This is a genomic window from Nocardia sp. NPDC051900 (genome assembly GCF_044452545.1).
GTDB lineage: Bacteria > Actinomycetota > Actinomycetes > Mycobacteriales > Mycobacteriaceae > Nocardia > Nocardia sichangensis.
Genome location: NZ_JBITBU010000001.1, coordinates 554,788 through 576,182, shown reverse-complemented (window position 1 = coordinate 576,182; position 21,395 = coordinate 554,788). Strand labels below are relative to the sequence as shown.

The window sequence follows — 21,395 nt, the reverse complement described above, 5'->3', positions numbered from 1 at the left end:
ATGACCGACAAATTCGATACCGACGACCCGCACGAGGTCGTCGCCGCCGCGCAGAAGTTCCGGACCGCGATCAACACGGTCGGCGGCCAAGTCCAGCAGATCATCGCTGGTTTCGTCGCGCCGCGGCGACCCGAATCTGAGATCGATCGGCAACTGGTGGCGTGCACGGACAAGTGGATCAAATCTCCGTGCGAAGCCGCGGCACACGCGAACGGCCGTCATGTGGACGCGACGACAGCGGTCACCGCCCAAGTGACCTACACCCACGGCGAGGCCGATCGCGAAGGTGCCGCCGCGGTGCGCCGCCGTACCGAGTTCGTCTGACTCGCAGATGGAACCGGAGCGCGACAGTCCGTACTGGGACGCCATCGTCGGTGACAACTGGCCGGTGATATCGCCGGGGGACTGGAGTGCGCTGGAACGTCTCGCACGGGACGGTGCTGGGGCGCTGGACCTGCTCGACGCCGAGAGCAAACGGCGGGAGTTCGACGAACGGGTCCGCTCCAGTGCCGGTCTGCAACCGGGCAAGGAAGACATGCTGCGTCAGCGGAGGAATCCGCAGGCGTTCGCCGACGCGCTCGAGGCCGCGGCCGACACTTTCCGTGACTTCTCCGACCTGGTGTATCGGACCCGCAACAAGATTCTGGACATCGTCGAAGAGACCACGTCGCGGGTCAACGCGACCAAACGCGCGGCCGCGGCGGAGGACGACGAATCCGACGCCCAGGCCATCCGAAACCGGATTCCCGGAATGATCGCCGCGGCAAGGGAAGCCGTGGAGGATGTCGTCCGGGCCGCGCTCAGTTCGATCAGCCCCCAGGGTCTGCCCAGTTTGGGCTTGATCGCCGACGCGCTGGGGCAGCCGGGGCCTTGGGATCCGGGCCATCGCAGAGCCGACGACCACAGCGGGAACGACCACGGCGCGGGCGATCACGGACAGCACCGGCCCGCGACAGACCACTCCGGCGATCCACGGCACAACGGATCGCCGCGGACCGATCGGCCGAAGGACGACACGCCCGTTGTGGTGTTTCCGGAGAACGACCGGCCGGTGGTCGATACCGCCGACCCAGGGTTGGTCGGTGACGAACTCGGGTCGCAGCCGGATCCCCGCACGGGACAGGACACTTCGGCAGATTCTCCTTTCACGAACCCGGTGCCCGGCCAGTACCCGCCCAGCGCAACGACGGCCGTCCCCGTGAGCCATACGCCCGGCGGGGTCTCCGACGGCGGACCCGGCCTGACCGCCGCGGGTGGCCCACCTCGCGGGCAGCTCACGGATACCGAGCCCATGGCTTCGGATCGAGGCATACCGGCGGACGGCGGCGATCACGATGTGCCCGGTTCGGACGCGCAGGGTCCACACAGAAGGGACTCGGACGTCTCAGCCGATGGGGCCGACTCCGGAACCCATGACCGCTCCACCACCGTTTCGGCGGCCGAGTCGCACGATGCTGCCGCACCTGAGCAGATCGCCGGTGTCTCCGTGTCCGCGGCCGACCCGGCGGCGTCGGTGGCAACACCCCTTGTCCTCCCCCCACCTGTGGTGACGCCGGGTTACCTGGCGGCACAAGCACCGGCCGCCTCGGCCGCGACCAGCGGTCCGTCCGGACCGGCGGTCTCCGCTCCAGCGGCACAGGCGGGCTCGGGTCCGCCGCAAGTGCAGGCGAAGCAAACCCCGCTCGCACCGAGCGAATCGCGCGGACCAGCCGGTGCGCCCAAGGTCACGGCAGCAAGCGCGGGACCGCCCCCCGGCGCGGCCGCCGCGGGCAAGACGCAGCCGACCGACCGGACCGATCAGCGCGTCGACGCGGGCAAGGACGAGGCAGACGACAGCGACGACTCGATGCGCAATGTCGTCGGCGCGGCCATGACCTCGGCGGCCGCCCCCGCGTTCGTCCTCGGCGCACGAGTGGACGGGGACCTGGTTCTGGCCCGCACGCTGCTCGGTGGCGTCCTGGCCGCGGGCGGCGACGCCGTCCTGGGGCTCGGGTGGGCGGTTTCGGTGATGCGTCATCCGAGCGGCATCGCCGCGTTCGTCACCTCGAACGAGGGACGCGGCTGGATACCCGCAGGGTTGTACTTGCCGCGTGAGATGTCCACGCCGTGGGTGTGGGAGGTGGCCGAGAGCGCGTGGGAGGGCGTCGCCGATCCCGCGCGGGTGCTGGCGGAGTTCGGTATCGCCTGGGGGCGCAAGTCCGGTGCTCGGGTGACCGCCGTCGCCTCCTCCGAAGAAGTCGACGCCGAATTGCGCCGGCAGTTGGGGGAGGTGCCGATCGAAGGGGAAGTGACCGCCTCGTCGGCGATGGACTTCAGCGGGCCGAGACCGAGTCTGGTCGACCGCCTCGAACTGGTCGCCGCGCCGGCACTGGTGCAGCGGGCCGCGGCCACGCCGGAGTCCGAGATCGCGGCGCGGTGCTGGGATCTGGCCTGGGACGTGCACGTTCGTGTCCACAAGGGCGGTCTGGGCTCGCCGGCCGCGCTGGGGGCGCCCGCGGTGCGGGAACGGATCCTCGATGCGCTGCGGAAGCGCCGCGAGGTGCCGCAGGAATGGTGGGAGGAACTCCAGGACGCCGACGATCTGCTCACCGCGACGATGTTGTCTCGGCGTGCCGACGTGTCGAGGGTGGCGCTGGGGGAACTGCGTTCCGACCAGGCCGACGGCCGGTACGCGTCGGAGATGAACGCGCTGCGCGCCATGGTTTTCGAGCGGCGTTGCGACGAACTCGTGCTGATGCTGGCGGAGCCCGCGACGCGCCAGGTCTTTCGCGACGCGATGTACGTGCACGCGCAGATCGTGGGCCACCCGGCGGTTGTCACACCGGCCACTCCTGTCCGCGATGTAGCGCCGCGGCCGACTATCACGGTCGGGCCAGGACGTTGAGTGGAGAGGATCCGGTGCAGGGAAAATCTTGAGAATGCTTGCCGTGGAAAGGCTTTCGGTAGGGCACTCGATGCCGATGCGACGCCGTATCCCCATCTATGGGAAGGATTGACAATAGGGGGACGTGTGGTGGGAAAGGATCTGATCGAGCATGCCGAACAGCATGGAAATCGACCCTGCGGTTTTGCGTCAGCTGGCCGACCAACACGACCGGGTCGCGGCCGATACGAGGGAGTGGGCCAAACCGCCGGCCGACTGGCTCGCGAGCTTCCTGCCTACCTACGGCAAGATCGCCTACCCGGTTTACGAGGCGCTGGAGCGGTACTATGACGCCCGGCAGCGTGCGGGCGAGGCACTGGCCAGCGAGCATGATCGCACCGCTGACTCGTTGCGCCGGTCCGCGGACGCCTACGAGCAGTCCGACGAAGACTTCGCCAGGCAGATCCGCCAGGCGGGGGGCCTGACCGAGCATCCGGCACCGACGGCGCAGACCGGGGATTCGCCTGACCTGTCCGGTTCCAACCGTCCGACGACGCCGTCCGTTTCCGCTCCCGGTGACGGTCCGGTGCCGGCCGGTCCCGCCAACGCCGGGCACACTTCAGCGGTCCCCGATGGAACTCAGAACAACCCCCTCGGTGCATCACCCGGCGGTCCCAGCGGGGCATCGCCCACAGGAACGGGGGTGCCCGGAGCCACCGCCGCGCCGACGGATTCGGTGGGCGCCAACGGCAGCACCGGCACGCCGAACGCGACCGGCACGACGCCATCGGGCGGCCCGTCGAGCACCGGTGTGAGCGCGCCGACGACCGCGGGCCTTCCGCCCGCCGGAGCCGGCCCGCTCAACGCGACCCCAGACGATCGAGGGGCCACGCAGCCGCCGAGCGGAGCGACCGGACGGCCGGATCTGCCGCCCATGCCGGTGCCGGTTGCGAGTCCGTTCGCCGCCGCCGTCGCGTCGGCGAAGGACAAGGAGGCAGAACCCGCGTACGTGGTCGGTAGCCAGGTGAACGACGACCTGGTGCTGGCCAAGACCCTGCTCAGCAGCGTGCTCGCCGCCGTGGATTCCCCGGTGGGCATGGCTTGGGCGGTCTCGGTGATGCGCGGTCCCGGCGGAACGGGTGTCTTCATCACCTCGAACGAAGGCCGCGGCTGGTTGCCCGCCGGATTGTTCCTGCCGCGCGAGGTCTCCACGCCGTGGAACTGGGACGAGTTGCTCGCCGCCGACGAGGGCGCCGGTTCGCCGTGGGAGGGCGTCACGGATCCGGCCCGGGTATTGGCGGAATTCGGCCTGGCCTGGGGTGCCAAGGCAAACGCGAATCTGTCGGCCCTCGTGTCCTCCGGGCCGATCGACCCCGGCTTGCGGTCCCGCTTCGCTGACGCGGCGATGGAGGGGCTCGTCGGCCCAACCTACGACGTCGACTTGCGCGAGTTCACACCGGATACGGCCGACCGGCTCGGCTTGGCCGGTTCGATCGCGGGCCTGGAGCATGTTGCTTCGGTATCCGACGCGCAGGTGCAATCGCGTTGCGTGGAACTGGCCGTGGACGCCCACGGGCAGGTCGGACGCTCCGGGCCGGCACCCGCCGAGGCCGTCACGTCGCGCCGGATCCGGGAACGGATTCTGGCCGACCTGCAAGCAGGAAGGCCGGTGCCGCGCGAGCTGTGGGACGAAATGCGCGACGCCGACGATCTGCTCGCGGCCTCTATGCTCGGCCGCCGGGTCGACGTAGGCCGGGTGGAGATCGGGCAGCTGCGGTTGGACGCCGGGATCTCCCCATTGCGTGACATGGTCTTCGAGCGGCGCTGCAACGAGTTGGTGCTGCTGCTGGCGGACGAGCCGGGCAGGCAGACGCTGCGCGACGCCGTATACGCCCATGAACAGATCGCGCTGCATCCCCAGTTCGTCTCGACGCCCGCACCCGTGTCCACCACCGCGCAGCCCGAGCGTGTCGTCCGGCCCGCGACGGTGCCGTCGGTCAGCGCGCCGGAGGTCGCCGGAGGACCGCCGCCCATCGTCGTGGCCACGCCCTCGACATCGCCGCCGTCGGAGGCGCCGCCAGAGCGGTCGTGAACTAGGCAGTTTCATCGACTCGGGCTTGGCGGGTCGCAGGATCTCGCACCGCCAGCCGGACGCCGGTCCCTGTGGCTGAGCGTGCTTCACGAGGATGCGTTTGCGGCCCGGCCGGGTAGCGGCACGAGTTCGGGCCGAACTGTCGATCGCTGACGGACGCGGCACAGTGACTCAGTGCCCGTCCACCATTCCGGAGCAGTGGACGACGTGCGGTGATTCGCGGCGACGCCGAGCGCCGTTCGAACCTCGAACTGCGCGCTTCCCCTCGTCTCGGTGCGACCCGGCGGCGTTGACAGAGCGCTCGATTCACGCGAGCAAGCGCATGATCGCTACTTCGCTCGCGCCGCTCGGCTTCGGGAGCGATGCTCGCCGATATCGCCATCGCGCGCGGCCGGGAGTTCCTTCGAATCAGTGACGCGCGCCTCGGGGCAAGACGTACTGGACGCGACTACACGTCGATGACGGCGCTCGCTTCGTGATCCGGCTCGTCCTCGGCCGTCGCATCCTGTGTAGGCGCTGCGCCCGGCCGGTCAGCCGCGGACACGTCCTTGGTGCGCCGGGCTTGGATCACGCCGGGCGACCCGGTGGCGGCCGGAGCACCGTCCTGCTCGCCGGGCGGTGCGGTGTTCGCCGCTGGTGCCGCGGTGACGCCGCCGGGCTGCGCGGTGGCCGGCTGCGCGCCCGCCGGTTGCGCATTCGGATCGCCCTGCGTCGGCGCGGCCGCGGGCTGCTGGCCGGGTGGCGGTGCTTGTCCCGGTTTCCCTGGAGCGCCGTTGTGCTGGTTCTCCTCGGCCTTCTTCGCCTTGTCCTCTTCGGCCTTCTGCATCATCTCGGGGATCTGGGAGATCAGCGGCATCGCCGCCATCGGCAGCATTGCGAGCATAGGCAGCAGCGACGACAGTCCGCCGTCGCCGCCGCCGCCGGACGCACCGGTACCACTGGACGTGCCGCCCCCGCTGGACGACCCGCTGCCGCCCGAGTTGCCGTTGCCGTTGCCGTTGGCCATGTTCTCGTTGAGATCGGCGATCGCCGTGATCTTGTCGTACACCCTTTCCACGGCGTCGGCGACAGCTTTGAGATAGGGGAGTTCATCTTTGGGCTTGAGCTTGCCGGTGCCCGCGCGCTTCAGGGTCACGTTGAGCTCGTCGACGATATGCTGGATGGACTTCAGCGCCCGCACCTGCTCGGCGGCCACAGTGACCGAGGTTTTGATCACCTGATTATCCATCTGCAGCAATTGCAGTTGCCTGGCCTCGACCTTGTCGACGTTCTTGCGGTACTGCTCGTCCGCCTCACCACTGCCGAGGGTCTTGTAGAACTCGGGCTGCAGTAGGTCGTCCACGTTCGGCGGCGGAGTGGTCATGCCGCGGCCGAGCAGGTCGACAGCGGTTTGAATGGCGGTCTCCGCCATCGCGATGAAGGCGCTCAACCCTTCCGATGCTCCTGGCGGGCAATACAATTCCACCAGGAAAACGTGCTTGGCCTGAGAGGCATAGCTCGCCAAGGGGGCGGATGTCGGCGAACTCGCCTTCTTGGCTTTGGTTTCCGCCGCAGTCGTCGCCATACTGTCGCCACCGCCTCTCAGAAGTCACACTCATTGTCGTCGCTTCCCGGTCGTGGGAAGTGGTTCATAGTTCGATTACCCACCCAGGAATGGGAATACGGCCGAATCGGCTCGGAGGACACAATATTTGGAAGCGTGTGAGAGGCGGTCGGTGATGAGCGATGGCGAGTCGGTCGAATGGCACCGGCACTGACGAACGACCTGGACGGAGTGCTCCGCTCGTTGCTCGCGCTGTACGGCGACGGCCAGCCCGCCGGCCAGGCCGCCACCACGACCCAAGCGCTCGCCGCCGATCTGGGAGCCCATTCCGGGGCGGTCGCGCGGCGATACGGTGAGGCGCAGAGCATGCAGCTGTCGATCGCGGAAGCCCACGCAGGCAAGGACAGCATCATGCGCAAAGCCGTGGGCGAGTCCGGTGACGGAACCGTCAACGGCCGCGGGCGTCTGACCAACCAGATCGCGGATCTGCAAAGCCGGATACAGGCCATCGCGGCGGTGGGCGACACCCGCTTCAGCGGTCCCGCACTGCTCGATGCCGCGCAGACCACCATCTCGAACGCCACCAAGCAAGTCGACGCCGACGTCGCCGCCGCACGGCAGCAGGCCGCGCAGATCATGCCGCCCGCGACGCCTGCCGCCCGGCAGACTCGGCACGGCACCACGCCGCGGCGGCGGCGACGGACGCGATCCAGATCCAGGTCCTCTTCCCAGCTGCGCCGCAACAACACGGTGCGCTCGGACGGAACGCGAGGCGGCAACGCGGTGCTGGCCGCGAGTGGCTGGCTCGGCACGCCCTACGTCTGGGGCGGCGGCGGCGCGGGCGGCCCGAGCGGCGGCGGATTCGACTGCTCGGGCCTCACGCAGTACGCCGTCGCTCAGGCCAGCCATGGCGAAGTGGTGCTGCCCCGCACCACGTACGAGCAGATCTACAGCGGGGTCCGGGTGCATCCCGAGGACGTGCGTCCCGGTGACCTGGTTTTCCCCGCCAGCTCGTTCAGCACGAGGGGGCCCGAGCACGTGCAGCTGGCCGCGGGCAACGGCATGGTCATCGAGGCGCCCTACACAGGTTCGACGGTGAAGTGGTCGCGCATGCCGAGCGAGGCCGTCGTCGTGCGGGTGCTGTGAGCCGGTGACCGCGGAGAAGGGCGCAGCGTGGCCATAACCATCCCCAGCGAGGTCGCGCTCTTCCTCAACATCTGCGGCATCCCCTATCCCGACATCAACGAGGACGATGTGCGGGCCCTCGCCCGGCACGTGCGCACCTTCTCCGAGCAAGTGCAGGACACCCACGACTCCGCGACCGGCGTGATCAACCAAATGGGCGCCTTCTACTCGGGTGAGTCCTACCAGCAATTGGTTGCCACATGGGCGAACATGAGCGCCACCCACATGCGGCAACTCGACAGCGCATGCAAGTTCGTTGGAAAGGCTCTCGAGGTGGCGGCGACGGTGATCACCGCCGTGAAGGCCGCCGTGCTGGCCGAACTCGCCGCGCTGGCCGCGAGCTACGCCTCGATGATGATCACGCCGCCGCTGGCGCCCACCGCGCCACTGGTCGTCGCCGCGGCGCGCCGGCTGTGCGAGCAGATGGCGCAGTACCTGGTCGGCTATGTCGTCGCCGAAGTCGTCGGCAAGGCGATCGAACCGCTCGAGCAGGCCATCGACGACATGGTCAAGGGAATCGTCTACGACGCCACGCGCGATGCCCTCGACATCCCGTCTTCGAACGGAGTCACGCCGCTGCGCATCGACCCCGACGCGGTGCAGCACTTCGCGAAGGTACTCGATGATCACGCCGACGACATCATGCGGCACGCGGCGACATTCGCCGAGAACGTCTCGACACTCGACTTCACGACGTCGACACCGTTCGACGACGTGGGCGAACATATCCCGACGGGAGCCGGCGCGTCCCATGGTCCCGCCCTGATGGTAAACGAATTTCCGCTCCGGCCGAGCGCACAGTCGGAGACACGCCTCGGCCCGACGTCACCGGCGGTGACGGGTGATCTCGGCGCCCACAGAACAGACTATGCGCGCGTCCCCGTCGCGGCGCGCGATGCCGCGAACGCGGTCGGCGCTGGGGAAAGACCGGTCGATCGAGATGGATCCGAAGGCCGCGCGGGTGAACCGGTCCGGGCCGGTGATCGGTCGGCCGCATCGGCTGCGACAGCCGGACCGGAACTTCGCGATCCGGCCTCGCACCCCGCAAGGAACTATCCGGCATCCGGTGTCACGCCGAACGGCGTGGAACACGATGCGGTGAAAGGATCGGGGGGACTGGAGCTTTCCCGTGTTATGCCCGCGCACGCCGCGGCGGATGCCGGAGCGGTGGCTCCTCGCGACGCGGAGGTGCCCGCGTGGCCGGTGTCCGACTCCGATGCTCGGCAACCCGGCTGGGCGTCGGAGGCGGCCGGTCCGGCCGACCATGAGACCGTGGTGGACAGGCCCGCGGTCGAAAGTTCCGTCAGCGCAGACGCGGTGAATGTTCCGCCGCTCGCCCAGCAGGACGCTGGAGCCGCATCCACCCCTTGGGGCCGTGCCGTTAAGCAGCCGGGACCTCCGACTCCCGCGCCGCCGAAGCCCGAACATCCGGCGAAGGCCACGCCCAAAGTACGTCGGCCCGCGGTCACCCCGTGGACCAGAACCCGCCGTACCAGGGACGTTCCGGCCGTGGTGCACGCGCCATCCGCGCGGCCGCCGCTGCGTTTGGTTCGAGAGAAAGGTTCCGAAGCGAACAGCGACGAGGGGGCCGGTCTTGCCGACGCGAGCCCCGCGCCCTCGCGTGTGACGGCTCCGGCCTCGGATCGCACGGCACCGCCACCTTCGCATGGCTGATCCGGGTGCCCGACGAACAAGAAAAAACCCATTCCCAAGCGCGGGAATGGGTTGCTGAGTCGAAGTAACGGCAGAGGTAGAAGTAGACACACCGTGCTACCGCCCTGGGTGTCGCCCCCCGCAACGGCCGGTGGCCTGCCGGTGCCACCGGCCGTTGCTTTTGGGTTCAGATCGTCAGGATGAGGGACTGACGATCTGTGTTCAGACAGTACCCTCTTCTGTCGGAACGTTCAATAGTGTGCACCTAAATAGCGGCAAGAAATTTTCGCCTGTGCCTGTCACCTGCTGCGCGGCGGCTGGAGGGACCGGATCGCGGCTGGCCAGCCGCCGCCGAAGGGGTCGTCTGCAGGCGGATGTTTGCCGACCCCGAGGTAAACATACCGTTAACTGACGGCACGTTCAAAATTGGCATGACCGATCCGGTCGCGAACATGCTCCATCCTTCCCATTGCTGGGAAGGGGTCGAGTCCTGGGCGTGACCGCCGGAATCTATCGTTCGATGAGGCTAGATCGGCGGAAGGGAAGTCCGAGTGTCAGCGGCCGAGGACGCGTTCTACACGGGTGTTCAGAATCTTGGGTTGGTCGCCGGTGGCGTGCGCAACGAGCAGCACGCGGCGGCGGCGTTTCGGGCTGCCACCGACCTCGATCCGGACATGTGCGATGCCTGGCTCGGGCGCGCCATGGCGGGGGAGGTCACCTCGGAGGTGATCTACGGCGCCTACCGCTCGGTGCACAACCTCTACCGCGACCAGCAGCGGGCGGGTCTGGTCGACCGCGCCCTGTGGTGCCAGGTGGAGATCGGCATGTACGGCCTGCGCGTCGCGATGGCCGACCGCGACCAGATCGCCATCGCACAGGCGTGCTCGTATGCCGAAGGCGGCGAATGGGAAGAAGCCGCAGCGATTCTCGACGAGGTTCCGCGCGACGACGTCTCCGATTTCGTACGCATGTCGCTGTACTTCCGGACGAAGCAATGGCCGGATGTGCTCGCCCTGCGCAACGCGCGGCCAGTGTTGGAGGACGGCCTGCTGGACATCGCCGCCGAACTGATGACCGCCCAGTCGCTGGCGCATCTGGGTCGCTTCGGTGAGGCCATGCCGCGCGCGCAGCGGATCGTGGAGGACAGCTCCTCGGGCAGTCTGTCCTACATCTGGGCCGACGCGCACTTCTTGCTCGGCATGCTGATGCGGCACAACGGCGACCACGAAGCCGCCGACAAGGTCCTCAAAGGACTACAGGGCTCGGCGCTGTGGCCCGAGCGCGAGGAATGGCAGCGCGCGGTTCGGGACAAGGCGTACCGATTCGAGGTCGCCACCGCGGAACTCATCGCCTCCCGCACCAACAAGTGGGATCCGAAGACGGGTGACGATCCGCGCGAGGCGGCCGCCAGCGCGGCGCGTGCCGAGCGCGAGAGCCTTCTCACGGAGGCCTCCGATCTGCTGCAGGCGCAGATCGGCATGGACTCGGTCAAGGAACAGGTCGACCGGCTCAAGTCCGGCGTGCTGATGGACCAGGTGCGTGCCAAGCGCGGGCTGGCGGTGGATTCCAAGTCGCAGCATTTGATCTTCTCGGGCCCGCCCGGCACCGGCAAGACGACCATCGCCCGTGTGATCGCCAAAATCTTCGCAGGCCTGGGTGTCGTGGAGAACGCCGATGTCATCGAGGTGTCCCGCAACGACATGGTCGGCACCCATTTGGGTCACACGGCCCCCAAGACCAACGCGCTGATCGACACGGCGCTCGGCGGCGTGCTCTTCATCGACGAGGCGTACACGCTGATCCAGGAAGGTCTTTCCGGCGGCGACGCGTTCGGCAAGGAAGCGGTCGACACGCTGCTGGCCCGGATGGAGAACGATCGCGACAAGCTCGTGGTGATCATCGCCGGATACGAGGACCAGATAGATCGCTTCCTGGCCTCCAACGATGGTCTGGCTTCCCGTTTCACCAAGCGCATCCGTTTCGCCAGCTACGGCGCAGACGAACTGGTGCAGATCGCCGAACACATCGCGCGGAAGAAGGACTCGATCCTCTCCGAGCAGGCACGCGAGGTGCTGCGGCTGCGGTGCGAGGAGTTGGCGGGGCAGACCAAGAACGGCAGGCGATTGATCGATCTGGCCGGCAACGGTCGTTTCGTGCGCAACGTGGTCGAGGCCGCCGAAGCCGAGCGCGACTATCGCTTCACCAGGGAGAACGCCGATATCGCCGCGATGACCGACCAGGAGCTCATGACGATCGACGCGTTCGATGTCACCGCGGCGCTGGACGGTTTGGCGCCGAGCACGCGGGTGTGAGGCGTCCGCTGATCCGCTATTCCCAACGTCGGGAATAGCGGTCGGATTCATGCTGTGACCGCTGGTTACGGTGTGGTGGGCAGGGCGGCGGAAGGAACGAGAACCGGTGGCGCGCTTCCGGGTTGTGACCAAACACCAGATTTCCGGCTGGCGTTTTCTGCTGCGCCGGATCGAGCACGCGCTGGTCCGTCGCGACGCGTCGATGATCGATGACCCGCAGCGCGGTCGCTCGACCGCGCTGACCGTCGGCATCGCACTTGCGTGCGTGATCATTGCCGGCGCCGCCGTGCTGGCTTTCTTCAAACCTGCCAAAAAGGTGGGGGACTCGAAGATCGTGGCGGAGAAGGACACCGGGGCGCTGTTCGTGCGCGTGAACAATCGGCTGTTCCCAGCGTTGAATCTGACTTCGGCTCGGCTGATCGTCGGCTCTCCCGACAACCCGGTCCAGGTCTCCCGGGACGAACTGTCGAAATATCCGCGCGGTCCGTGGGTCGGCATCCCCGGTGCGCCCGGCAGCATCGTCGACACCGGCCAGCGGGATTCGTCGTGGACGGTGTGCGATACGGCGCGAACAGGGGCGGCAGCGCCGGTCAACCCCGCGACCGGTCTACCGACCGTGAGCCGCTCCGCAGTACGGACGACAGCGATCGGCGGGCCGCTCACCGTGGACGGCGACGCCAATCGCACCCTGGAAGACGGTGCGGCCCGGCTGCTGCGCGATGACACCACGACCTGGCTGGTGTACGGCGATGCCGAGAAAGGCGTGGTGCGCGCCGCCATCGACCTCGCGAATACCGCGGTGGCGATGGCGCTCGGCATCGATTCGACCGCTCCGGTGATGGCGGCGTCCAAGGGTCTGGTCAACGCCATCCCCGAGGCCCCACCGCTGCGGGTGCCCGACGTACCGGGCAAGGGCGAGACGATCACGCTGAACAACGGTTTCACCACACCGGTCGGGGCGGTACTCACCGTGTCGTCGCCGGACCAGGGAGTTTCGTACTACCTCGTCTCGCAGTCGGGGCTTGTGCGGATCAGCTCGGTGCTGGCGGCGATGGTGCGCAACGCGGACTCGCAAGGCGCGGTGTCCACCCGCACCGTCGGGCCCGACGTGATCGCGGCGAATCTCCGCCCCGGACAGTGGCCGGGCACCGCGACCTACCCGACGCGTCCCATTCGCCTGGTCGACCCCGAACGGTCCGGCGTGACCTGCTTGCACTGGTCACGTTCCGGGAACGATCCGAACGCGGCCACCGAACTTCTGGTGGGCCGGCAATTGCCGCTCACGAAGGACGAACAGGGGCGTGCCGTGGACTTGGTGACCTCCGCTGCCTCGCGCGGCACCACCGCGGACGCCGCCTACCTGCCCAGGGACACCGGCCGTTTCGTGCAGGTGACCGGCACCGAGCCGGGATCGCCGTTGCGGGAATCGCTCTACTGGGTCTCCGACAGCGGCGTCCGCTACGGCATCATCACCGAGCCGAGCAGCGCCGGCGGTACCGATCCGACCTTGGCCTCGCTCGCCCTGCGTGCCCCGGTCCCGGCGCCGTGGAGCATCATCTCGCTGTTCGCGGTCGGACCGGCGCTTTCCCAGAAAGAAGCTCGTATCCAACACGACGGAATTCCGAACAACAAGGTCGTCGCCGGACTCGGGGGTACGCAATGACCAGCACTCGCCGATTCGTCCGGCCGGCCCGCATGGTGCGCGGTCCCAAAGCGCCCGCCGTAACCGAGTTGCGGCTCCAACCGCCGACCGAGCTGCCCAAGCCGGTCCCGCCGTCCCGGCTGCGAATGATCATGCCCGTGGTCATGGTGGCGGCCATGTGCGGGATGATGGTCATGATGTTCCGCGGTGGCGGAGCCGTGAACCCGATGATGCTGATGTTCCCGGCCATGATGCTGGTGTCGATGTTCGGCATGATGGGTGGCGCGCTCGGGGGCAACTCCGGCGGCGCGGCGAGCCTGAACGAGGAACGCAAGGACTACCTGCGCAGCATCACCGACAACCGCAAGACGGTACACGCGGCGGAAGCCGAACTGTATGCCTTCTTGCGGTACACCCACCCTGGTCCCGATGAGATCGCCCGGCTCATCGGCGGCAAGCGGATGTGGGAAGTTCAGGTCGCGAGTCCGCAGTTCCTGCGTGTGCGCGTCGGCCGCGGGCGCATCGCCAACCAAGTGCGCGTCATCGTCCCGGAAGCCGCGCCGACGTCGGATCTGGATCCGGTCGGCGTCGTCGAACTGACCCGCTTCGCCAAGGCGTACTCCACGGTCGGCGGCATGCCGGTCGCGATCAATCTACTGTCTGCCCCGCAGGTCGGCATCGACGGTGAGCCGGACCTGGTGGCGGGATTGATCCGTGCGATGATCGCCGAGGTAGTGGTGCTGCACGGCCCTGACCAGGTGGCGGTTGCGGCGGTGCTGTCCGATCCGGATGCGCCGGAATGGTCCTGGCTGAAATGGCTTCCGCATACACAGCATCCGAGCGACACCGACGCGATCGGCTCCAGCCGGATGGTCTACCGCACCGTGGCCGAACTGCGCACCAAGGTGCTCGCAGGGCTCAATCGCGGTCCCTTCTCCGCCAATTCGCAGCCCACTTTGGACCGCACGCACTTCCTTCTGATCGTCGACGTCGCCGGGCCCGCCAGCGATCGCGACATCTCCGGCATCGACGGCTGCACCTGGCTGCGGCTCGGCCCCGCAGAGCAGAATCTGCCGCGAGCGCTGCGCTTCACCGTCACCGAGGACCAGTCGCTGAACGAGGTGACCCCGCGGGGACTGCGTCGCGTCGGGGTAGCCGATTCGATGTCCACCGCGGCTATAACCAGGATGGCGCGCAGTATCTCGCCGTACCGGTTGTCCACGGTCGTGGAAGCGGTGGCCGCAGAGCAGGCCAGCGGTGGCACGTCCTGGGAGGAGATGGTCGCCATCGCCGACCCCGGCGCCATCCGCGTGGAACAGGCGTGGATCCGCCGTCGCGACGAGGATCGCGCCCGCCTGAACATTCCGTTCGGTTACGATCCGGCCGGCAGTGTGGTCTATCTCGACATCAAGGAATCGGCCGAAGAAGGCATGGGCCCGCACGGCATGTGCATCGGCGCGACCGGGTCGGGTAAGTCGGAATTCCTGCGCACCCTGGTGCTTTCGGCGGTGGCGACGCATTCGCCCGACGTCTTGAACTTGCTGCTCGTCGACTTCAAGGGTGGCGCGACCTTCCTCGGCTTCGACAGGCTGTCACACGTGACGGCCGTGGTGACGAACATGGAGGAGGAAGCCGACCTCGTCACCCGTATGGAAGACGTCATCAACGGTGAAATGGCGCGGCGACAGCGGATTCTGCGCGACGCGGGCAATTTCGCCAGCGTCGCCGACTACGAGCGCGCCAGGGAGCAGGGCGCGGACCTGCGACCGCTGCCGACCCTGCTGATCATTCTCGACGAGTTCGCCGAACTGCTCGAGCAGTATCCGAACTTCTCGAAGCTCTTCGTGGCCATCGGCCGATTGGGCCGATCACTGCGCATCCACCTGCTGCTCGCGTCGCAGAAAGTGCCCGCCAACCGGATGGGTGAGCTGGAAGCGCACCTTTCTTATCGAATCGCGTTGCGGACCAACCAGACCAGTGACTCGCGCGACGCGATCGGCACCGCGGACGCCTATCACCTGCCGAAGAAGCCCGGTTCAGGCTATCTGCGAGTCGGATCCGGTGATCTCCAGCGCTTCCAGGCCGCGTATGTGGGTGAGAAATACTCGGCCCCGGCACAGGTGACCGCAGCGTCCGCGCAGCGAGCGCGACGGCCCGGTGGCGGGTACCGGCCGCCGCAGCGCTTCACCAGCGGCCATGTCCTCGACACGCGGCCCGCGGTGGTGGAGCCGGTGGTCGCCCAACAGGCGCCCGAGGCCGCCGACGGCGAGTCGGTCACGGTGATGGAAACGGTATTGCAGCAGCTGGCCCGGCACGGCCAGCCCGCGCACAAGATGTGGCTCCCGCCGCTGGTCACACCGCCCACGCTGGAGCGGATGATCCGTGCGGTGCCGCAGGGAGCACTGCAGATGCCGGTGGCGCTGGTCGACAAGCCGCGGCAACAGCGTCAGGACGTGTGGTCGGTCGACATGTCCGGTGCGGGCGGGCACATGGCCGTCGTCGGTGGCACGCAGTCCGGCAAATCGACAGCGTTGCAGACGTTCATCCTCTCCGCGGCGCTGACCCACACCCCGGAACAGGTGCAGTTCTACTGTCTGGACTTCTCCGGCGGTGGCTTGGCGGCACTCGCGAACCTTCCACACGTGGGATCGGTCGCCGCGGCCCGGGACGGCGACCGGATCCGGCGCACGATCGCGTTGGTCACGAACCTGCTCGAGAGCAGGCAGTCGATGTTCACCGAGTTCGGCATCGATTCGATCCGGAAGTTCCGCACGCTGCGCGACGGCGGGGGCGTGCCGCCGTGGCACGACCGCGATCCCTACGGCGACGTCTTCCTGGTCATCGATGGATGGGATGTCGGGTTCGGCACGAACGGCCCGTACTACGACGAATACACCCCGGTGATGGAGTCACTTGCCCTGCAGGGCTTGAACTACGGCATCCACCTGGTGGTCAGTAGTTCGCGCTGGATCGCCATTCGTCCCGCGATCAAGGACTTGATGCAGACGCGCGTCGAGATGCGGCTGGGTGACCTGGCCGATACGACGTTCAACAACCACAGGAACGTTGTCGCGGCGATCCCCGCCAATCGACCGGGTCGCTGCATCTCGACCGACGGCCTGCACATGCTCACGGCGTTGCCGCGCACAGATGGTGTGGGCGACGCGAACTCGGCCGCCGAGGGCCTCGCCGCCGCGACCGCCGAGATCGCCCAGCGCTTTACGGGCCGGCGCGCACCACAGGTGAAGCTGCTTCCGCCACAGGTGAGCATCGACGACGTACGTGCCGGATGGCCGGTGCCGCAGACGCTCGCTCAACGTCTCGTCGTGCCCTTCGGCGTCCGGGAATCCGATCTCAGCCCGGCGACGATCGATTTCAGTATGTCGACCCATTTCATCGTGCTCGGCTCGACCGGATCGGGTAAGTCCACCACTCTGGCCGCGCTGCTGGAATCCATCCGACGCCAGTACGACCCGTCGCAGGCGCGCGTGCTGCTGATCGACTACCGGCGCAGGCATTTGGAGACGGTGCCGCAGGAGATGCTCATCGGGCATGTGACCAGCGAGCGGGATGTGCGCGAGGCGCTGCCGCCGCTGGTGGAGAAGATGCGCTCGCGCCGCCCACCGGACAACGTGACAACCAGGCAGCTCGCGGAGCGGTCATGGTGGTCCGGGCCCGAGGTGTTCGTCGTGATCGACGACTATCACATGATCGCGCAACGCGGCGCTATGAACCCGCTGGAACCGCTGAAGGACATCCTGGTCGACGGTCGCGACACCGGTTTGCACGTCATCGCTGCGCGCAATATCGCGCAGGCGGACACCGCGTTGTACGACAACGTGATCGGCCAGATGAAGAACCTCAATTCGTCGGGTCTGATCATGGACGGCTCGAAGCTCGATGGCGTGTTGATCAGTGACGTGCGAGCCACCAAGCAGCCGCCGGGCCGTGGAATCTTCGTGGAGCCCATGACTTCTCGTCGAGATCTCGTTCAGGTGGCCTGGGTGCCGCAGCAGATGTGACTTCGGTGCTCCGTCCCAAGGTTGGGAATAAATTACCGTTTTCCTTAGCAGCCGCTCGATCCGAGCTGGTAGTTACGCTCGATTGGAGTCTCGCCATGGCACTCCCGGATCTCGGCAACGCGCCGCCGGACGTGCGGGAGGCCGCGACCGAGTTCAGGCGCATGCTCGGGTCCATCTCCGGCGGAGCCGACGTTTCGCGGATCTACGCGAGCCGGTCGCCGGGTGAACAGCCGCGGCCGGTTGTGCGGCGCCATCGCGCCGCAAGCGGGACGCCACCGGAGCGACGGGAAACCCTCTGTCCAGCGGCGGTATTCGTTTCCGGAGAAACTCAGGAGGTGCTGGTACTGGAGATACCCCCTGTAATCGGTGTGGTCGAGGTAGTCGATGGCCCGAGTCGCGCATCGACGATTCCGACGCACACGCTGTCAACGTCCTCGGCGAACCCGTCCGAGGCAAGGTAAACGCCTTCTAGGATAGGAACAGATATGCCCATCGGCTACACCGGCGATCCGTCCGAAATCAACGCTGCCGCAAAGAAGTTCTTCACGCATGCCGATACCTTCAAGAACCATCAGGGAATTCTCGAGGGCATCAAGATGGAGTACGCGCCCGCTGTCCAGGGTGCGACCGGAAACGCCATCCAGGCGGCGATGCAGGGCGCCCTCGACAAGGGCAGCAAGCTGCACGCGACCTTCATGGAGATCGTCGACGCGCTGAATACCGCCGGCGCGACCTTCGACAGCCACGACCAGGAGAACGCGTCGCAGGTCAACAAATACAACCTCAATTTCTGATGCCGGATCTGCAGCAGAAAACAATCGGGAAAGGTTTCGGAAAATGGCTTTGAAGAACGATTACGATGCCGTCGAGGGCCTGGTCATCCGCACTGACCAGGTGCTCAGCAACATGATGGTCGACGCGGGTGAGCGGAACACGCTGGCCAGACTGCTTTCGGAGAACTTCCAAGGTGACGCCGGTACCTCGAACGGCGACTTGCAGGCTCGCGTCAAGCAGCAGATCGACCAGTACAACGATGCGCTGACTCAGCTGAAGGCGGCCACCAAGGCAGTGTCCGGGATCGATGGCCAGTTCCGTGTCGTCGACACCGGCCAGGCCATGCGGTTCTCGAACATCGGGCTCTGACGACACCGGTTCGGATCGCCATCCCGGTTCGAGCGGATCGTCCCGTGGGACACGGGCCGGCCCGGTGGCGTTCGGTCGCGAACCCCGCGTTGTGCCGGTGCCGCGGCCGATCGGAAATCCGATGCAATCGCCCTCGACGAGTCCGTTCGCGGACATCGTCGAGGGCGATTGCATGTCCGGAAACCGCAATCGATCCCACCGTTGATCACCGAATCTTCCGGGCGGTACCGCGATCGTCCATCTATCCCCACTGATGGGAATGCCTTAACGTTCTGATTGCACCGCTCGATGTCGATGCACTACTCGCCAAGAGTGGGTACTGGTCGTTAGGAGACTTCCATGCATCTCGCTGTTGATCCGGATCATCTCCCGGTTATCGCTTCCCAACTCGGCGTCAGCGCGGAGGACCTGATGCTGATGCTAGGTGCGGCCGCCCCCCTCGCTGTTCCGGCTCCGCCGGGTCTCGATGACGTGAGCGCACTCATTCCGACCGCCTGCGCCAAGCAAGCGGGGTTGTTCTTCCCCACCACGGCGAACGGCGTCGCTCTGGGAACCGATGGTGCGGTCGCTCTGCCAGAGGTCGGCGTCGCCTTCGCTTTCGGCGACGAGGGCTGCAGTGCCCAGGTCCTCAGTAGAGCCGCCGCATTTTAGGCGCGGATAGCTCGAGCGAAAGCTGACGAGATGCTTGCTGTCGTACTCGGCGCGCTGGGGCCGGAGGGAATCACCGGCCCGGTGCTCGCCGGCGATGGGGTCGCCACGACGCGGGCGACCGCGAAGGCATATAAGGCTATGGCCGCGCAATTGAATGCCGCCGCGGCCAACACCGACAGCTCGATACTCCAGATGAGCGGGACGTTCCAAGCGCTTACCTCGGACCAAGCGCAAGCGGCGTTTCGTAAACATTCGGGGTGGTTGCGTGAACAGGCCACGGTGGCTGATGCGACCGCCGAGCTGCTGGACCGAGCGGCTGACATCTCCACCGCGGCGAAGGCCGCTATGGCGGTGGTCGCCGCCAAGGCTGCTCAGGTCCGGATACAGGAGGGTGCCGCGCTCGCCGGCGGCTTCGGTCCGCTGAGCGGGGCGGCGCTCGCTGAAGCCGAGGCCGAGTTGTGGATCCTCAGAGGGGCCGCTCTCGGAGTGATGGCCGGCTACGCGGCGGCGCTGGTGCCCACACTCGCCGCACTGCCGCCACCGCTCGAGGCGCCGCCTATTGTGACCGGCGGACCAGGGCCTGGTCCGCAGACCGAATACGTGTCATTCGACAACCCGGCCAACCATACCGATATCGGTCCTGAGCAAACGCATACATTGTCCACCTCATCGACGGACAAGGGGTTGACCGGGTCGGATAACGGCGGCACCGATACGGGTGGCGATAAAACCCCCACCGATCCGACCCAGCCTACGGATCCGACCCAGCCAACGGATCCGACCCAGCCTACGGATCCGACCCAGCCAACGGATACGGCGAATCCCGGCACCAATCCCGAGCAGTTGGCGCCCGACGCGAATTCCCCTGGTTGGTCTGGTGATTCCGGAGTCAACGGGGACGGAGCCACAGATCAGTGGTTCTACGGCACGTCGCAGAACTCGCCGACGTTGGCCGGATTGAGTGGTGGGGCCGGGAGTCTCGTCGCGCTGAATATGGCTCGCGGTGGCCTCGGATCGATGCCGGGCGCCTCGACCGGGTTCCGGATGCCCGCCAACTGGACGCCCGGAGCCGGAAGGGCATTCGGCGCCATGCCGCAACAACCGGGTTCCGGACCGATGGCCCGCAAGGGCCCGCCACGCGGTGCGGTCGCGCCCAAGGCGCGGATGCGACGACGCCGTGACGACGAGAAGAAGTCGTCGAAGGTGTTCGTACCAGGCGAAGCTCAAGATGTTCCGGTCCTCGAGCAAGCTCCCGTCATCGGGGTCATCGAGTACGAGGACCGCGATGACAGGGACGAGCCGACGCCCGAACTGGTACTGGCGGTCGGCGTCATCGAGCCGGACGAAGACGAAGCGGTGCTCGCCTCCGCAGAACCTCCCCGGTGAAGCGCGCCGAGGTCGAATATCGAGTCGAGGGAGATGATCACAATGCATTCGGGGAAGGTGTGGAAGACGATCCAGTAGCAATCGACCTGAATGTCGATGCCGCCCTGCTGTTACAGCATCTGGTCGGCATCGATTCCTATCCGCCGGTATTGGCGCTGCTGCCGAATATCTACCGCATCGAGGATCGGGATCGGGTGCATGCCGTAGTCGCCGCGCAGCTCACCGAAGTGGGTGTGCTCGAGGACGGTCGCGTGCACCCGGTGGTCGAGCATTGGCTCACCAGTCTGTACCGCCCGGATGTGGAAATGGATGTCCGGATCCTGGATACCGGGTTGGATGGCGAGTCGAAGGGAATGCTGCGGATGTCGCTGGTGCGCGCGGGCGAGACCCATGTGCTCGCGGTGCGCTCCGATGACCACGTCGTCATTCAGTCGGTGTTCCAGCAGGACCGCCAGCTCGACACCTTGTCGGCCGCAGTCGCGTCCGCGCTCGGTCCGGCGCAGGCGTTGCGGTTCGAGTCGATCGCCGCGCCGGTCGAGCAATTCGGCGAGATTCCCGACGACCAGGACGAACGGCGGCGTGCCCTGGTGGAACTCGGTGCGGAACCGCATGCCGCCGCGGTGCTGAGCCGGGTTCTGGACGAGGTGGTACGACGGGCGGAGGTGGTGATGATCGAGCACCATGACGGTAGCTCGGCGGAGCCCGAATTCAGCGTGAACGTGCTGGATACCCTGTCGGGGCGAATCATCGTGACGCCGAGCGTCGCGATGGACGGACAGAAGTGGGCGAGATATGCGCCGGGCGACGACGCGGCCTTGCGGTCGGGTATCGGGGCGTTGGTCGACCTGCTGCCCGGTCGAAGTTGGTTCGACACCAGCAGACTGAACTGAACGTCGGACCGTG

General features: G+C 67.1%; 14 protein-coding genes. 13 read left to right on the top strand and 1 reads right to left on the bottom strand.

The genetic code is table 11. The annotated features are described in order from the left end of the window. The 3 genes from ACIA5H_RS02615 to ACIA5H_RS02605 all read left to right on the top strand — a co-directional run bounded on the left by ACIA5H_RS02615 (position 1) and on the right by ACIA5H_RS02605 (position 4,955). Positions 1-324, top strand: a complete 324-nt coding sequence (locus tag ACIA5H_RS02615; protein WP_397073373.1) for a hypothetical protein — start codon at positions 1-3, stop codon at positions 322-324. Positions 325-331: 7 nt separating this feature from the next. Beyond that, the gene (locus ACIA5H_RS02610) at positions 332-2,884 is read left to right on the top strand and encodes a hypothetical protein (RefSeq protein WP_397073371.1); all 2,553 of its coding nucleotides are present in this window, start codon (positions 332-334) and stop codon (positions 2,882-2,884) included. Positions 2,885-3,035: 151 nt separating this feature from the next. Then, complete coding sequence (locus ACIA5H_RS02605; protein ID WP_397073369.1) at positions 3,036-4,955, top strand: type VII secretion target; 1,920 nt, start codon at positions 3,036-3,038, stop codon at positions 4,953-4,955. A gap of 448 nt (positions 4,956-5,403) precedes the next feature. Here the strand turns inward: ACIA5H_RS02605 and ACIA5H_RS02600 are convergent, their stop codons facing one another. Then, positions 5,404-6,519, bottom strand: a complete 1,116-nt coding sequence (locus ACIA5H_RS02600; protein WP_397073367.1) for a hypothetical protein — start codon at positions 6,517-6,519, stop codon at positions 5,404-5,406. A 177-nt stretch (positions 6,520-6,696) separates the two neighbouring features. Between ACIA5H_RS02600 and ACIA5H_RS02595 the strand changes: the two genes are divergently transcribed. From ACIA5H_RS02595 to ACIA5H_RS02550, 10 genes are all read left to right on the top strand, one after another. Next, on the top strand, positions 6,697-7,644 hold the full coding sequence (locus tag ACIA5H_RS02595) for a C40 family peptidase (protein WP_397073365.1): 948 nt from the start codon (positions 6,697-6,699) through the stop codon (positions 7,642-7,644). 27 nt (positions 7,645-7,671) lie between these two features. Then, positions 7,672-9,357 carry a WXG100 family type VII secretion target gene (locus tag ACIA5H_RS02590; RefSeq protein ID WP_397073363.1) on the top strand — a complete coding sequence of 562 codons (1,686 nt, stop codon included), beginning with the start codon at positions 7,672-7,674 and terminating at the stop codon, positions 9,355-9,357. Between the two features lie 530 nt (positions 9,358-9,887). Beyond that, on the top strand, positions 9,888-11,648 hold the full coding sequence (eccA, locus tag ACIA5H_RS02585) for a type VII secretion AAA-ATPase EccA (protein WP_397073361.1): 1,761 nt from the start codon (positions 9,888-9,890) through the stop codon (positions 11,646-11,648). Positions 11,649-11,754: 106 nt separating this feature from the next. Continuing rightward, positions 11,755-13,311, top strand: a complete 1,557-nt coding sequence (gene eccB, locus ACIA5H_RS02580) for a type VII secretion protein EccB (protein ID WP_397073359.1) — start codon at positions 11,755-11,757, stop codon at positions 13,309-13,311. Then, on the top strand, positions 13,308-17,312 hold the full coding sequence (gene eccCa / locus ACIA5H_RS02575) for a type VII secretion protein EccCa (protein ID WP_397073357.1): 4,005 nt from the start codon (positions 13,308-13,310) through the stop codon (positions 17,310-17,312). The genes eccB and eccCa overlap by 4 nt, the downstream gene beginning before the upstream one ends. A gap of 485 nt (positions 17,313-17,797) precedes the next feature. Beyond that, complete coding sequence (locus ACIA5H_RS02570) at positions 17,798-18,106, top strand: WXG100 family type VII secretion target (RefSeq protein ID WP_397073355.1); 309 nt, start codon at positions 17,798-17,800, stop codon at positions 18,104-18,106. Between the two features lie 43 nt (positions 18,107-18,149). Next, positions 18,150-18,455: a hypothetical protein gene (locus ACIA5H_RS02565; RefSeq protein WP_397073353.1), complete on the top strand. Its 306-nt coding sequence runs from the start codon at positions 18,150-18,152 to the stop codon at positions 18,453-18,455. Positions 18,456-18,794: 339 nt separating this feature from the next. Then, on the top strand, positions 18,795-19,106 hold the full coding sequence (locus tag ACIA5H_RS02560; RefSeq protein WP_397073351.1) for a hypothetical protein: 312 nt from the start codon (positions 18,795-18,797) through the stop codon (positions 19,104-19,106). A 30-nt stretch (positions 19,107-19,136) separates the two neighbouring features. After that, positions 19,137-20,492 carry a PPE domain-containing protein gene (locus ACIA5H_RS02555; protein WP_397073349.1) on the top strand — a complete coding sequence of 452 codons (1,356 nt, stop codon included), beginning with the start codon at positions 19,137-19,139 and terminating at the stop codon, positions 20,490-20,492. Between the two features lie 59 nt (positions 20,493-20,551). Further along, complete coding sequence (locus tag ACIA5H_RS02550) at positions 20,552-21,382, top strand: ESX secretion-associated protein EspG (protein ID WP_364431860.1); 831 nt, start codon at positions 20,552-20,554, stop codon at positions 21,380-21,382. Positions 21,383-21,395 lie beyond the last annotated feature (13 nt).

Bases quoted from the DNA above. Each gene is read 5' to 3' on its own strand.
- ACIA5H_RS02605 (WP_397073369.1), top strand. From the start codon at position 3,036: ATGCCGAACAGCATGGAAATCGACCCTGCGGTTTTGCGTCAGCTGGCC.
- ACIA5H_RS02570 (WP_397073355.1), top strand. From the start codon at position 17,798: ATGCCCATCGGCTACACCGGCGATCCGTCCGAAATCAACGCTGCCGCA.
- ACIA5H_RS02610 (WP_397073371.1), top strand. From the start codon at position 332: ATGGAACCGGAGCGCGACAGTCCGTACTGGGACGCCATCGTCGGTGAC.
- ACIA5H_RS02560 (WP_397073351.1), top strand. From the start codon at position 18,795: ATGCATCTCGCTGTTGATCCGGATCATCTCCCGGTTATCGCTTCCCAA.
- ACIA5H_RS02615 (WP_397073373.1), top strand. From the start codon at position 1: ATGACCGACAAATTCGATACCGACGACCCGCACGAGGTCGTCGCCGCC.
- ACIA5H_RS02555 (WP_397073349.1), top strand. From the start codon at position 19,137: ATGCTTGCTGTCGTACTCGGCGCGCTGGGGCCGGAGGGAATCACCGGC.
- eccCa (WP_397073357.1), top strand. From the start codon at position 13,308: ATGACCAGCACTCGCCGATTCGTCCGGCCGGCCCGCATGGTGCGCGGT.
- ACIA5H_RS02600 (WP_397073367.1), bottom strand. From the start codon at position 6,519: ATGGCGACGACTGCGGCGGAAACCAAAGCCAAGAAGGCGAGTTCGCCG.
- ACIA5H_RS02595 (WP_397073365.1), top strand. From the start codon at position 6,697: ATGGCACCGGCACTGACGAACGACCTGGACGGAGTGCTCCGCTCGTTG.
- ACIA5H_RS02565 (WP_397073353.1), top strand. From the start codon at position 18,150: ATGGCTTTGAAGAACGATTACGATGCCGTCGAGGGCCTGGTCATCCGC.